The following is a 13487-nucleotide window of genomic DNA, read 5'->3' as shown; positions in this document are numbered from 1 at the left end:
AGGTGCCCCATGCTGGAAATAACACCGGACAAGATCGCCCATGTCATCATCCGTGCGCGGGAATACGACAGCGGCGTCAACGCTTGGGCCCATAGCGGCCAGCGCACCGGTCACGGGACGGAAACCGAACTGTCCGAATTCATCGCCGCGCTGAACGACGATGAAAAGGCCAGCCTTGTCGCGGTCATGTGGATCGGTCGCGATACCTTTGCAGCCGATGAACTGGCCGAGGCGATCCGCACCGCCAAGGCCGAAAGCCGCGCTCCCACCGAAAGCTATCTGATGGGCGAACCGCAGCTTGCCGACTATCTTGAGGCCGGGATGGAGGCGCTTGGCCTGTCACCCGAAGCCGCCGAGGACGACCTGCAGCGCCCCGTTTAACGCGACAGCCGGACCAGCGCCCCGTCGCGCGCATCGGTCAGCACCATGATCGCGCCGTCCGGGGCCACGGCCACGTCCCGCACCCGTCCGATGCCTTCGGCCAGATGCTGCTGGCCCGCAACGCGGTCGCCCTCCATCTTGAGCCGCACAACGGAACTGGATTTCAGCCCGCCGATCAGCGCATCGCCGCGCATTTCGGGGAACATCTCGCCTTCATAGAACGCCATGCCGCTGGGGGCGATGACGGGATCCCAGTAATAGACCGGCTGCTCCATCCCCTCGGCCGCGGTCAGGCCTTGTCCGATGGTCTTGCCGCTGTATTCCACGCCATAGGTGATGGTGGGCCAGCCGTAGTTCTTGCCCGATTCCGGGCGGTTCAGCTCATCCCCGCCTTTCGCGCCATGCTCCACCGTCCACAACCGTCCCTGACTGTCCAGCGCGGCGGATTGCAGGTTGCGGTGGCCCCATGACCAGATTTCGGGCTGACCGCCGCCATTGGCAAAGGGATTGGTGGACAGGCCGCGCCCGGTTTCGGGGTCGATGCGCAGCACCTTGCCCATATGGGTGTTCACATCCTGCGCCAAGGGCCGCGAATCCATGTTCGACCGCTCTCCGGTCGTGACGAACAACATGCCGTCATTGTCGAATACCAGACGCGAGCCGTAATGCTTGTCCGAATCCCATGCGGGCTGCTGCTGGAAAATGACCTTAGCGCCCTCGATCGCGGTGCCGTCCTGCGACAGCGTGCCGGTGGCGACAGCGGTGGCGTTCTTGCCGCCATCGCGAGGTTCGGCAAAGCTGAACCAGACGCGGCGGGTCTGGGCGAAATCATCGGCGACGGCCACGTCCAGAAGGCCGCCTTGGCCGCGGGCATCGACGTCTGGCAGGCCGGTCAGCGGCTCGGACAACTGACCGTTCTGGAACAGCCGCATCCGCCCCGGCTTTTCGGTGATCAGCCAGCCGCCATCGGGCAGCAGCGCCATCCCCCAAGGGTTTTCCAGCCCCGAGATCACGGTCTGCTGCTGAACCTGCACATCCGACAGCGCGGGCGCGCGGGTCTGGCCATCAAAGGCAGGCTGCTGGTTCGGGGCGTTCGGCGGGGCGTCCTGCGCCAGCGCAGGCACGGCGGCAAGAGTGGCGAGAAGGGCGAGCGTGGGGACAGGCTTCATGGTCACTTTCCGTCGGTTGCAGGGATATGGCGGACACTCAACCGGCGTTGGTCGGGCCGCGTTCCCTGACATTTCCGTCAGATGCGGGCCACGTGATCGCGAAACAGCGCACCGGCGCGACCCCAAGCGCCCGCCTCGATCCGGTCAAGCTCGGCCAGCACCGGCAGCAATTGCCGCGCGAAATCCTGCGAACTTTCCAAAGGCAGCAGCGAAGGCAGGTTGTCGATCGCCATGACATCCAGCACCGGGGTATCCGCCACGCGCAGCACGGGCTGCGCCCAGTCGGTCGCGCGGTCATAGACCGGAACGGGGTTGAAATCGCTGGTCGGATCGCAGGCCACATCGCCGATCACCGTCAGCGCGCGACCCGCACCCAGCGCATCGGGGCCGACGAAGACCGGCGCACCGGGCTGGGCCAGAATGCAGTTGATGAACAGATCATGCCGTAAAATCTGCGGAAAGGGGCCGCCGCTGGCCGTCTGGGCCATATCCCATTTGGTGACGGCGACGCCCATCTGGGTCAGCAGGTCCGACGCGCCAGACCCCACGCGACCCAGCGCGCCGATGACGATGGCACGCGGGCGTGCCTTGCCCGTCGCGTCCAGTTCGGCGCGCAGTGCATCGGTCATGGCCGCTTGCGTGGCAAAGCTGTCAACAGGGCCGCAGACCCCGCCCGCCTGCTGCGCGGCCCATGCTTTCAGCGACACTGCCGCGCCCGCAAATCCCGCCCAGTAACCAAAGGCGGCAAGGCGGCGTCCGTTCGGCTCGGTCAGGTATTCCAGATCGTAAAGCGCGCCGCCACCGTCGCGGAAACGGCGCAGCAGCTCCGGTCCTGCCGCCTGCCCCTTATAGGCGTGGCCGAACATGATGTGGCGATGGGGCAGGGGCGTCCCATCTTCGGGCAGTTCCTTGAGGCCAAAGATGATCGCATCGCGCGGCGCGTCGGGCCAGCTGCCCTGCGGCGCGGTTTCCGCCCCCGCAGCGGCGAAATCGGCCAAAGGCAGGATGCGATGCGGGCTTTCTTCGACCGTGACGCGGAACCCGCGCGCGATCAGGTCGCGCAGTCCGTCGGGCGTGATCCCCACGCGGCGTTCGTTCGGGCGGTGTTCGGCGCGGACCCAAAGATGCATGGCAAAGCCTTTCAGGGAAATGCGCTGCGGCGGGCAGGGTCGGGACGGCGCACGCCCAGATACGCGCCCTGTCCCGCCGCCTGGATCCGGGCAACGGCGTCGGCGATGGGTTCTATCACGACATTCATGGTGAATGCCGTCGCATGGATCATCTGCCTGTCATCCAGCGCGATGGCGACATGGCCGCGCCAGAACAGCAGATCATTCCGGCGGATTTCATCGACCGCAGGAAAGGCGCGTTCCTGCATGTCGCTGTCACCGGGGCAGGCGATGCCGCACGCCATCAGCGACCCCTGTGCCAGTCCCGAGCAATCGATCCCCGACCGGCTGTTGCCGCCCCAAAGATAGGGCGTGCCGATCAGCGTCAGCGCGACCGCCGCCGGATCATCGGCGGGGCGGTCGGTGATGTGCTGCGCGGGAACCCAGCCGCCCTGCGCCAGACGGGCAAAGCCATTCTGCATCGCCACGACCGAAAGACGCGCCCCAAGGGACAGGCTGCCCGTCTGGGACGTCTTCATGTCGGGTTCGGGATAGATATGGGTCGCAGACACGCCGATGCGATGGGTGATCGCGGCTTCGGGTGAGCCAAGGGCCGTACTGTGCAGCCAGCCGCAATAACCATCGGCCTGCGCCTGCACGAAGCTCCACCCGTCATGTTCGTCGATGACCAGCAGGTCCGCGCCGAAATTCACCTGCCGGTCGCGGGCACCGCCGGGCGCACAGCACAGATCCGCAAGCGGCGCGGTAAGCCGCGCGGGCTTGCCCGGCGTATAGGCGGGGCGCGGCAGGCTGCCTTGCAAACGGTCCAGCGCAATCCGGTCGGTGGCAGGCGTCAGGCGTCGGTCCGAAGTCATCCCAAAATCTCCGGCAGGGCGTGCAAGATGGCGCGCATCCCCTGACCCGCGCCACCCTTGGGGCGTCCCGGCGCGGCCGAGGGTTGCCAGCCATAGATATCGAAATGGACGTAATGCCGCGCACTTTCGCTGAAGCGGCGCAGAAATAGCGCCGCCGTGATCGCGCCCGCAAAGCCGCCGCTGGGGGCGTTGTCCAGATCGGCGATGGCAGGTTCGATCATCGTCTCATAGGGTTCCCAGAACGGCAGGCGCCAGATCGGATCGGCATTGTCCCTGCCCGCGTTTTGCAGGCTGGCCGCCACGCCGTCATCATCACAGAAGAACGGCGGCAGTTCCGGCCCCAGCGCAACGCGGGCCGCGCCCGTCAGCGTCGCCATCGAGATCAGCAGGTCCGGCGCCTCATCATCGGCCAAGGCCAGCGCGTCGGCCAGAACCAGACGCCCTTCGGCATCGGTGTTGTTTACCTCGACCGTCAGGCCCTTGCGGCTGGTCAGCACGTCGCCGGGACGGAAAGCACTGGCGGAAATCGCGTTTTCCACCGCCGGGATCAGCACGCGAAGCTGCATCCCACTGGTCAGGCCCAGCCGGGCCAGCGTTTCGGCCAGACCCAGCACATTGGCCGCGCCCCCCATGTCCTTTTTCATCAGCCCCATCGAGGCGGGCGGCTTGATGTCCAGACCGCCCGTGTCAAAGCAGACGCCCTTGCCGACCAGCGTCAGCTTGGGCCCTTCGCCGGGAAAGCGCAGGTCCAGCAGACGCGGCGGCTGCGCGCCCGCGCGGCCCACGGCGTGGATCATGGGGAAATTCTGCGCGATCAGGTCATCGCCCGCGATGACCGAAATCTGCGCGCCGTGACGGGTCGCCAGATCGCGCGCCGCTGCCTCAAGATCCGCCGGCCCCATGTCCGAGGCGGGGGTGTTAATCAGGTCGCGGGCCAGAAATTCACCTGCGGCCATAGCGACCAGACGCGGGCCGTCCACACTTTCGGGACAAACCAGCCGGGCCATCGGGGCATCGCCCTTTTTATAGCGGTCAAAGCGGTATTGCGCGAAAAGCCAGCCAAGTGCCGCCTGCGTCAGGTCGAACCCTTCGGGATTGGTGACGATGCGCCAGTTTGCCTTGGGCAGTGCCTCGGCGGCGCGGGCCAGCAAAAAGCGTTCGCGCGCAGGCCGTTCGCCCGGCGCGGGGGCGGGGCCGATGCCGAACAGTGCCCCGCCGACCGCGCCTGACACCGAAGGCAACAGGCACAATTGCCCCGCGCGCCCGGTAAAGCCCTGTGCCGCGGCCCAGGCATTGCCGATCAGCCCGACCTTTGCGGGCAGGGTGGGCAGGTCTGGCCCATTTTCGCCCGGTCGCACCAGCCACAGGGGCAATGCATCGGCGGACGGATCGGCAAATTCGGGAAAGCTGGACATGTCGGGGCCTTTTCTTGTCTTTGGCGCAGCCTAGCGTGCGCTGCCGACACCGCAAGACCCGGCAACCCTAAGCGCCCTCGTGTCGGTCCCATATCTGCGTGAGCGACTGGTTCCCGACGCGGCCAAGCCGGGCCGAGGTGGCCGTCAGCGCCCGCAATTCACGCCGCTCGGCGCAGCTGCCCACATCGACGGCCACGCCCGCCAGCGTCACCAGCCCCACCTGCCACGCCAGCCGCGACAGCCGGTCCGCATGTTCGGCCACCTGCGCCAGATCGCCCCGCGCCACGGCCTGCAGCACGTGGTTCATGGCCAGCGCCAATTCCTCAAGCGCGGCGCCGATCACCTGAACGGCGGCGTTTTCGCCCAGTTCATGGACGATTTCGTTTAGCCGGTGCGTGTCGATCGTCGCGTTTTCCGCGACGGTCAATCTTGCGATCTTGGTCATTCATTCACCCACAGCATCCATCCTCTGGATGCCGAAACTGTCAGCAACCCATCAAGAAATGGTTGAGAGCGCGTCGCTAAACCTCTCGAACTTTATCGGATTGGGGAGTATCAAGGCGCGCCAAAGCCAGGTGAGGGGAATACCAATGAAAGAGGCTCGTCCGCTGCCGCATTACCTCGTCCAGCGTTATCAGGGTTGGCGTGCCACCGCCTTTTCCGAAAACCGGGCATGGTATCGAAGGCTGGCCGAAGAAGGTCAGCGCCCCCGCGCCATGGTCATCGCCTGCTGCGATTCGCGCGTTCACGTGACATCGATATTCGGGGCGGATTCGGGCGAATTCTTCATCCATCGCAATATCGCCAACCTTGTGCCGCCCTATCTGCCCGATGGCGAACAGCACGGCACCTCGGCTGCGGTCGAATATGCGGTGAACGCGCTGAAAGTCGCGCATCTGGTCATCGTGGGGCATACAAGCTGCGGCGGCGTTGCGGGATGCCATGCGATGTGTTCCGGCCACGCCCCCGAGCTTGAGGAAAAGACCAGCTTCGTCGGTCGCTGGATGGATATTCTGCGCCCCGGTTACGAGCGTGTGCTGGACCTGCCCGAAGATCAGCAGGTCCGCGAGCTGGAAAAACAGGCGGTGCTGGTGTCGCTGGAAAACCTGATGACCTTCCCCTTTATCAAGGAAAAGGTCGATGCGGGCGATCTGTCGCTGCATGGCGTGCTGCACGACATCGCCGAAGGCACGATCACGCAATACGACCCTGCTTTGGGCCAGTTCATCACCGTCAGCGAACGGTAAATCCTACGGATTGCGGCCTTGCCTTGGCAAGTGCCGCAACCAGCAAGCCGGTCAGCACGGCCTTGATCACGTCGCCCGGCAGGAAGACCAGCACCAGCCTTGCGCATTCGGCAAAGGATTTGCCAAGGGCCAGTGTCAGGCCGATCGTGCCCATCAGATAAAGCACGCCGATCCCACCCACGACCGACGCCAGCCCCACACGCAGCGCGACGGGGCGCAGTTGCAGCTTTTCGACGATCAGCCCGGTCAGCCACGCGCCAAAGGGGAATGCGATCAAAAAGCCCGAAGTCGGGGCCACGAAGGCACCCAGACCGCCACGCCCACCAGACAGCAGCGGCAGGCCGATGGCCACCAGCAGCAAAAACAGCAGCATCGACAGAAAGCCGCGTTTCGCGCCCAGAACGGCACCCGCCAGCATGACCCCCATGCTTTGCGCGGTGATGGGCACGCCAAATCCCAGCGTGATCTGGGGAATGGCCCCCAGTGCCGCGATCAGCGCCGCGAAAAGCGCGATCTGTGCGACGTTCTTTTCCATGTCAGTCCTCAAACGGTGAAATTCCGCCGCGGGCGCGCAGCGCCTCGGCCAGATGATCGGCATCGTCCAGCGCCAGAAGCGTCATCGGCAACACGATACGCCAGTTCGCCCGGCGGGACGAGCGGGCGCGCCATGCCTGATGAAGCGCGCGGCCTTTCTGGATCAGGGTGGGGGTGAAGCGAATGACCAGGGGGATCCCTGCCTCGATCACGGCGACGGGCAGGCCCGCGCGGCGCAGGGGGGCAAAGATGCGATGCACCACCTCGGTCAGGTCGGACAGCGTTGTGGTCATGGTGACAAGGTTCGCCAGCGCCACGGCATTGACGATGCGCAGGGCAATGCGCAGCGCGTCGGGCAGATCGCCGGTCAGGGCGTGCCAGACCAGCAGCACCAGCACGATGGGCCACAGCACGCGCAACTGCGCAAGACCGTGGCGCAGAAACACCCGCCCCGGCAGCGTGTAAAGCCCAAGCACCGCAGCCAGCGCCGCAATCTGCACCCACAGCCCCGGCAGCAGGAACAGCGCGGTCGTGGCGGCCAGCAATGCACCCAGCTTGGCCGCCGCCGGCCAGTCCTGCGCCCGCGTCCTAACCGGCGAGGTCAGCGAGATCATCGCGCGCCCCCTCGGCCAGCATCTGGGTTTCGAACTGGGCCAGCACCTCGGGACCGCCGGTGGCGCGGATGCGGCCCTGATCCAGCCAGCAGATATGCCCGTATCCCGCCAGATCGCGCGGATCGTGCGAGATATGCAGCAGCTTTGCGCCGCAGCTTTCCAGATGGCGCACAAGTTGCATCCGCGTCGGGATGTCCAGCCCGGCAAAGGGTTCGTCAAGGATCAGCCAGCGCGGACGCATCGCCATCACGGCCATCAGGCACAGCAGATGCTTTTGTCCCTGCGACAGCGCCTCGGTCGAGGCATCGTGCCAATGCGCCTTGCCGAACTGCGCCAGCGTGGCAAGGGCTGCATCTTTTGCCTCGGATTTGGCGCGGCCCAGTTGGCGCAGGCCAAAGGTCATTTCCTCAAGCACGGTCGGGAAGATGATCTGATGTTCGGGGTTCTGGAACAGGATGCCTAGCGTCGCAATTGCGGCGCGGCGGTCGTCCCAGACATCGACGCCCTCCACGCGGATCGTCCCGTCCGAGGGTTGCAGCAGCCCTGCCAGCAGGCGCGACAGCGTGCTTTTGCCCGATCCGTTACGTCCGATGATGCCCACGCGCGGCCCGTCAAGCCGCAGGTCGATGCCGTCGATCACCCGGCGCGGACCGATGGCATAGGACATGCCGATGGTCTGGATACCGGGGATGGGCTGCGTCATGGATCACCTGCGGCGGCAAAGAATGCTAGGGTTTAGCATCTTTGCCGCCCAAGGAAAGCGTTCAGCGTTCGATCCGCTGTCCGGTCTGCGGATCGAAGATGTGCAGATGCGCCGGATCGGGCGCGACCGTCACCATATCTCCGCGCGTGGCCTGCGTCGTGCCGGGCAGGCGCAGGGTCATCGCCACATCCGTTCCCGCGATCAGCCCATAGCCAAAGGCATCCGCCCCCAACCGCTCGACCGAGCGGAGTTCGACGGGAATACCCTCCCCAAGGCTTAGATCCTCGGGGCGCAGGCCAAGGCGCAGCGTGCCGTCCGGCAGGTCCAGCGACAGGCGATGCCCGCCCGGCAGCGTGACCGTGCCGCCCTGCGCATCCACCGTGAAGATATTCATCGCGGGCGAGCCGATGAAGCCCGCCACGAACTCGGTCGCCGGGCGCTGATAGACCTCAAGCGGGGTGGCGATCTGTTCGGCCACGCCCTTGTTCATCACGATCAGGCGGTCGGCCAGCGTCATCGCCTCGACCTGATCATGGGTCACGTAAAGCGAGGTCTGGCCGGTGCGCAGGTGCATTTCCTTGATCTGCAGGCGCATCTGGACGCGCAGCTTGGCATCCAGGTTCGACAACGGCTCATCCAGCAGGAAGGCGGCGGGGTTGCGCACCAGTGCCCGCCCCATCGCGACCCGCTGACGCTGGCCGCCCGACAAAGCGCGGGGCTTGCGGTCCAGATAGGGCTCAAGCTCAAGCATTTTGGCGGCATCGGCGACGCGGGCGTCGATGTCGGCCTTGGACATTTTCGCGATCTTCAACCCATAGGCCATGTTTTCACGCACCGACATATGCGGATAAAGCGCGTAATTCTGGAACACCATCGCGATGTCGCGTTCGCGCGGCTCAAGGTCATTGACCACGCGGCCACCGATGTCGATGGTGCCGTCGGTGATCGCCTCAAGCCCGGCGACCATGCGCAGCAGCGTGGACTTGCCGCAGCCGGACGGCCCGACGATGACCACGAATTCGCCATCGGCAATATCCATGCTGATGCCATGGATGACCGGGTTGCCCGCATAGGATTTGCGAACGTCGTTCAAAAGGATGCGGGCCATTTACTTCTCCGTCTCGACCAGACCCTTGACGAACCAGCGCTGCATCAGCACGACCACAAGGATCGGCGGCAGAATGGCCAGCACGGATGTGACCATCACAAGGTTCCAGGGCGTTTCGGCATCGGTGAAGGAAACCATTTTCTTCAGCGCGATGACGATCGTGTTCATTTCGTTGGAATTGGTGACCAGCAGGGGCCACAGGTATTGCGTCCAGCCATAGATGAACTGGATCACAAAGATCGCCGCCACATTGGTCAACGACAGGGGCCACAGGATGTCCTTGAAGAACCGCCACGGACCCGCGCCGTCCACCCGCGCGGCCTCAAGCAGCTCATCCGGGATGGTCATAAAGAACTGCCGGAACAGCAGCGTGGCGGTGGCCGAGGCGATCAGTGGCAGGATCAGGCCGGGATAGGTGTCGATCAGGCCCAGATCGACCATGACCTTGTAGGTGGGCTGGATCCGCACCTCAACAGGCAGCATCAGGGTGATGAAGATCAGCCAGAAACAGGCCATACGCAGCGGAAAGCGGAAGAACACGATGGCATAGGCCGAGGCCATGCTGATCGCGATCTTGCCGATGGCGATGCCCATCGCGACCAGCGTGGTGTTGCCCAGCAGTCGCCACAGGCTGACGCCGCCGATCTGGCCGATGCGGCCCGAGAATGCCTCGCCATAGTTGGCGGCGGCCTCGGGGCCGGGCAGCAAGGGCAGCGGCGGGCGCAGGATCGTGCTGGTGGAATGGGTCGATGCGATAAAGACGTAATAGACCGGAAACGCCACGATGATGACGCCAAGGATCATCCAGAAATGCGCGATGGCCCGGCCCGCGCCACGCGGGGCCAGCGGGCTGTCGGTGGTGTCAGCCATAATGCACCCTCCGTTCAATAAAGCGGAACTGGAAGGCGGTCAGCGCGATCACGATCAGCATAAGGATCACCGATTGCGCGGCGCTATCGCCCATGATCAGGTTCACGAAGCCGTCGTTATAAACCTTGTAGACCAGCGTTTCCGTAGATTTCCCCGGCCCGCCGCTGGTCACGGCGTGGATGATGCCGAAGGTGTCGAACAGCGCATAGACCGTGTTCACCACAAGCAGGAAGAAGGTCGTGGGCGCCAACAGCGGAAACACGATGGTCCAGAAGCTGTGGCGCCGCGTTGCGCCGTCAATCGCCGCCGCCTCTAGCAGGGAACGGGGGATCGCTTGCAGGCCCGCGACGAAGAACAGGAAGTTATAGCTGATCTGTTTCCAGACCGAAGCCGCGACCACCAGCGTCATCGCATGGTTGCTGTTCAGCAGCGGATTCCAGCTGATCCCCATCTGGCGCAGCGGCCATGCCAGCGTGCCGAAGCTGGGATTGAACATGAACAGCCACAGCATCCCCGCGATGGCGGGTGCGACGGCATAGGGCCAGATCATCAGCGTGCGGTAAAAACCCTTGCCGCGAATGACCTTTTCCGCCTGCACGGCCAGGAACAGCGCAATGCCCATGGCAAAGAATGCGACCAGCGCCGAAAAGATCACCGTGACCTGCAACGCATTCAGATAGGCCGGATCGCCCAGCACCTTGCGGAAATTCGCAAGACCGACAAACGTGGTTTTCAGCCCGAACGCATCTTCGCGCAGGACCGATTGGCGGAACGCCTGCGCGGCGGGCCAATAGAAAAAGATCAGCGTGATCGCAAGCTGCGGTGCAAGCAACAGCCACGGCAGCAATTTATGCGGAAAGACCGTGCGTCTCATCCGTCCCCCTTTTGGATGGGCGGGCACCCGAAAGCGCCCGCCGACCGTATCAGTTACCGTAGGCTTCCTTGATCGCGGCATTGCCACGCTCGGCTGCGTTCTTCAGCGCGGTGGCTGCGTCCTGCTGACCCGCCAGCATCTTTTCGTATTCCTCGTTCTGGATGTCGCGCAGTTGCGGCAGGTTGGCCGCGCGGACACCCTTGGAATTCGCGGTCGGCGGCTTGCCCGACATTTGCAGGATCGGCACTTCGCGGGCCGGGTTCGTCTGGTAGAAGCCCGATGCCTTGGTCGCCTCATAGGCGGCCATCGTCACCGGCAGATAGCCCGACTGTTCGTGCAGATGTTGCTGCACCGGGGTCTGGGACAGATAGTTGAAGAAGGCCGCGACGCCCTTATACGTCTCGTCCGACTTGCCGCCCATCACCCAAAGCGAGGCACCGCCCGGCGTGGTGTTTTGCGGCGCGCCCGGCGCGGTTTCGTCATAGGGCAGCTGGCCAATGCCATAGTTGATGCCCGCTTTCACGATGTCGCCCAGACCGCCCGAGCTTTCCGTCAGGATGCCGCATTCGCCCGAGGTGAAGTTCTGCTTGGCTTCCGACGTGCGGCCGCCATAGACGAACACGCCTTCCTTCGCGAGGTCCGCCAGTTCCTGGAAATGCTTGACGTAAAGCGGGCTGTCGATCTCCAGTTCCGGCTGGCCTGCCAGACCGTTTTCGTTCGTGGCCCAAGGGGTGTCGTTCCAAGCCGCAAACGTCTCGGTATGGATCCAGGTCAGCCAGGTCGAGGTATAGCCGCAGGTGGCCGCGCCCGATTCCTTGATCTTGCGGGCGGCGGTCCAGACATCGGCCCAGGTCTTCGGCGGGTTTTCCGCATCCAGCCCGGCCTTGGTGAAGATGTCCTTGTTGTAATACATCACCGGCGAGGACGAGTTATAGGGGAAGGACAGCATGTCGCCTTCGGGCGTCGAATAGTAACCGACGATGCCCGCCAGATATTGCGACTTGTCGAACTTGAAGCCGCCTTCCTCCAGCACCTCGGCCACGGGCTTCACCGCGCCTTGTGCGGCCATCATCACGCCGGTGCCGACGTCAAAGACCTGGATGATGTCAGGGGCCTGACCCGCGCGGAAGGCGGCGATGCCTGCGTTCAGCGTTTCGGGATAGGTGCCCTTGAAGACGGGCTTGACCACATATTCCGACTGGCTGGCGTTGAAATCGGTGGCGATCTTGTTGACCACCTCGCCATTGGCGCCCGACATGGCGTGCCACCAGCTGATTTCGGTCTGGGCCTGTGCCGCAAAGGGCATCGCCACCAGACCGGCAATCCAGAGGGCTTGAGTTTTCATCATATCTCTCCGTTCAATAAGTTCGGGCAAACCGGAGGTTCACGCATGGCCCCGAACGGGGAAGGCGGGCCATGGGCCGGACCCCTCCCGTCCGGCCAAATGCTTCTGTCCGGCCTGACATGCGGCTGTCCCTTGCAGAGCTTCGTGACAGGCGCATGACCCAAGCCGTCATGCAGGATTATCAGTTGGACAAATCTGTAATTTCGTTCCCCATTCCGCGCAGCGCTGCGCCAGATCGCGCGGCAGGGGGCGGTCTGTGAATACCGTATCGACTTCGGCGATGCTGGCGATGCGCGCGGGGGCGGGACGGCCCAGCTTGGAATGGTCGGTCACAAGAAATGCGCTGCGCGACTGGCGCAGGATGGCGCGGCTGACGCGGACCTCGGCCAGATCGAAATCCAGCATGTCGCCGTCATGGTCCAGCGCCGAGGTGCCGATCACCGCGTAATCCACCTTGAACTGCTCAAAGAACTGCGTGGTCAATTCGCCCACCAGACCGCCATCGGACCGCCGCAGCGCGCCGCCCGCGACCATGATCTCGCAGCCCGGATTGGCCAGCAGGATGTTGGCGACATTCATGTTGTTCGTAACCACCGTGATGTTCTGGTGGTGGATCAGCGCCTGCGCCACGGCTTCGGTCGTGGTGCCAAGGTTCAGGATCAGGCTGCAATTGTCGGGGATCGCCGCCGCGCAGGCCGCGCCAATGGCGGCTTTCGCTTCGGCATTCATGCGCCGCCGCGCCTCATATCCCAGATTGACCGTGCCCGCACGCGGCACCGCGCCGCCATGCACACGGTCCAAAAGTCCGGCCTCGGCCATCTCGCCCAGATCGCGGCGGATGGTTTGCAGCGTCACGTCAAAGCGTTGTGCCAGATCGTCAACCAGCACCCTGCCTTCGGCGCGTGCCAGATCAAGGATTTCGCTTTGCCGGATGCTCAGTGCCATTCTTCGCTGCCCCTTGGTGACGTTTCGCAAATCTACGTCATTCGTCCATGTGCGCAAGTCTTGCGATTGCTGCGATTGCATCGGATTCGTCCGACATGGATGTTCGTTTAATGGCGGTATGCAAAGCAAACGAAAATTTATGTTGACGAATCCGTGAGGGCGGATGCAGCCTGCGCTCACGGAGTTGGGAGGCTTCGCGGGAGGATTTGCGGTGCAGGAGCAGGCGGGGCCAGCCGACCTTTTCATTCTTGGCGGCGGTATCAACGGTTGCGGGATCGCGCGGGATGCGGTGGGGCGC

The 13487-nt window shown here is 64.2% G+C and carries 16 protein-coding genes; 2 read left to right on the top strand and 14 right to left on the bottom strand.

Translation table 11 applies throughout. The annotated features are described in order from the left end of the window. The first annotated feature begins 9 nt into the window (after window positions 1–9). The gene (locus FN835_RS10355) at window positions 10–381 is read left to right on the top strand and encodes a DUF3775 domain-containing protein (RefSeq protein ID WP_142663152.1); all 372 of its coding nucleotides are present in this window, start codon (window positions 10–12) and stop codon (window positions 379–381) included. Here FN835_RS10355 and FN835_RS10350 read toward each other — a convergent pair. From FN835_RS10350 to FN835_RS10330, 5 genes are all read right to left on the bottom strand, one after another. Next, on the bottom strand, window positions 378–1550 hold the full coding sequence (locus tag FN835_RS10350; protein WP_142663151.1) for a PQQ-dependent sugar dehydrogenase: 1173 nt from the start codon (window positions 1548–1550) through the stop codon (window positions 378–380). The two genes, FN835_RS10355 and FN835_RS10350, sit on opposite strands and share 4 nt — an antisense overlap. Before the next feature lie 77 nt (window positions 1551–1627). Further along, a complete protein-coding gene (locus FN835_RS10345) occupies window positions 1628–2680 on the bottom strand; it encodes a saccharopine dehydrogenase (protein ID WP_142663150.1) in 1053 nt (350 codons plus the stop codon). Window positions 2681–2691: 11 nt separating this feature from the next. Further along, a complete protein-coding gene (locus tag FN835_RS10340) occupies window positions 2692–3534 on the bottom strand; it encodes a C40 family peptidase (protein WP_142663149.1) in 843 nt (280 codons plus the stop codon). After that, window positions 3531–4949, bottom strand: coding sequence for a leucyl aminopeptidase family protein (locus FN835_RS10335; protein WP_142663148.1), 1419 nt, complete (start codon window positions 4947–4949; stop codon window positions 3531–3533). The genes FN835_RS10340 and FN835_RS10335 overlap by 4 nt, the downstream gene beginning before the upstream one ends. Before the next feature lie 67 nt (window positions 4950–5016). Further along, window positions 5017–5394 (bottom strand): hypothetical protein, encoded by a 378-nt coding sequence (locus FN835_RS10330; protein WP_142663147.1) that lies wholly within the window; start codon window positions 5392–5394, stop codon window positions 5017–5019. 145 nt (window positions 5395–5539) lie between these two features. Here FN835_RS10330 and FN835_RS10325 point away from each other — a divergent pair, with 145 nt between their 5' ends. Further along, window positions 5540–6196 carry a carbonic anhydrase gene (locus FN835_RS10325; protein ID WP_142663146.1) on the top strand — a complete coding sequence of 219 codons (657 nt, stop codon included), beginning with the start codon at window positions 5540–5542 and terminating at the stop codon, window positions 6194–6196. Here the strand turns inward: FN835_RS10325 and FN835_RS10320 are convergent. From FN835_RS10320 to FN835_RS21215, 9 genes are all read right to left on the bottom strand, one after another. Then, window positions 6183–6731, bottom strand: coding sequence for a biotin transporter BioY (locus FN835_RS10320; protein WP_142663145.1), 549 nt, complete (start codon window positions 6729–6731; stop codon window positions 6183–6185). The two genes, FN835_RS10325 and FN835_RS10320, sit on opposite strands and share 14 nt — an antisense overlap. A gap of 1 nt (window position 6732) precedes the next feature. Then, the gene (locus FN835_RS10315; RefSeq protein WP_142663144.1) at window positions 6733–7344 is read right to left on the bottom strand and encodes an energy-coupling factor transporter transmembrane component T family protein; all 612 of its coding nucleotides are present in this window, start codon (window positions 7342–7344) and stop codon (window positions 6733–6735) included. Next, window positions 7319–8047, bottom strand: a complete 729-nt coding sequence (locus FN835_RS10310; RefSeq protein ID WP_142663143.1) for an energy-coupling factor ABC transporter ATP-binding protein — start codon at window positions 8045–8047, stop codon at window positions 7319–7321. Before FN835_RS10310 ends, FN835_RS10315 begins: the two co-directional genes overlap by 26 nt. 61 nt (window positions 8048–8108) lie before the next feature. Continuing rightward, on the bottom strand, window positions 8109–9155 hold the full coding sequence (locus tag FN835_RS10305; RefSeq protein WP_142663142.1) for a sn-glycerol-3-phosphate import ATP-binding protein UgpC: 1047 nt from the start codon (window positions 9153–9155) through the stop codon (window positions 8109–8111). Then, window positions 9156–10025: a sn-glycerol-3-phosphate ABC transporter permease UgpE gene (gene ugpE / locus FN835_RS10300; protein ID WP_142663141.1), complete on the bottom strand. Its 870-nt coding sequence runs from the start codon at window positions 10023–10025 to the stop codon at window positions 9156–9158. Beyond that, a complete protein-coding gene (gene ugpA / locus FN835_RS10295; protein WP_142663140.1) occupies window positions 10018–10899 on the bottom strand; it encodes a sn-glycerol-3-phosphate ABC transporter permease UgpA in 882 nt (293 codons plus the stop codon). Before ugpA ends, ugpE begins: the two co-directional genes overlap by 8 nt. Window positions 10900–10948: 49 nt before the next feature. Further along, entirely contained in the window at window positions 10949–12244 is a 1296-nt protein-coding gene (ugpB, locus tag FN835_RS10290; protein ID WP_185958646.1) for a sn-glycerol-3-phosphate ABC transporter substrate-binding protein UgpB, read from the bottom strand. A gap of 168 nt (window positions 12245–12412) precedes the next feature. Further along, complete coding sequence (locus FN835_RS10285; protein ID WP_142663138.1) at window positions 12413–13189, bottom strand: DeoR/GlpR family DNA-binding transcription regulator; 777 nt, start codon at window positions 13187–13189, stop codon at window positions 12413–12415. 37 nt (window positions 13190–13226) lie between these two features. Next, the coding region (locus FN835_RS21215; RefSeq protein ID WP_185958645.1) for a hypothetical protein at window positions 13227–13487 on the bottom strand (261 nt) is incomplete at its 5' end.

It is taken from the genome of Paracoccus laeviglucosivorans (genome assembly GCF_900182695.1).
In the GTDB taxonomy this organism is placed as follows: Bacteria; Pseudomonadota; Alphaproteobacteria; order Rhodobacterales; family Rhodobacteraceae; genus Paracoccus; species Paracoccus laeviglucosivorans.
This window is presented reverse-complemented; position numbering and strand designations above follow the sequence as displayed.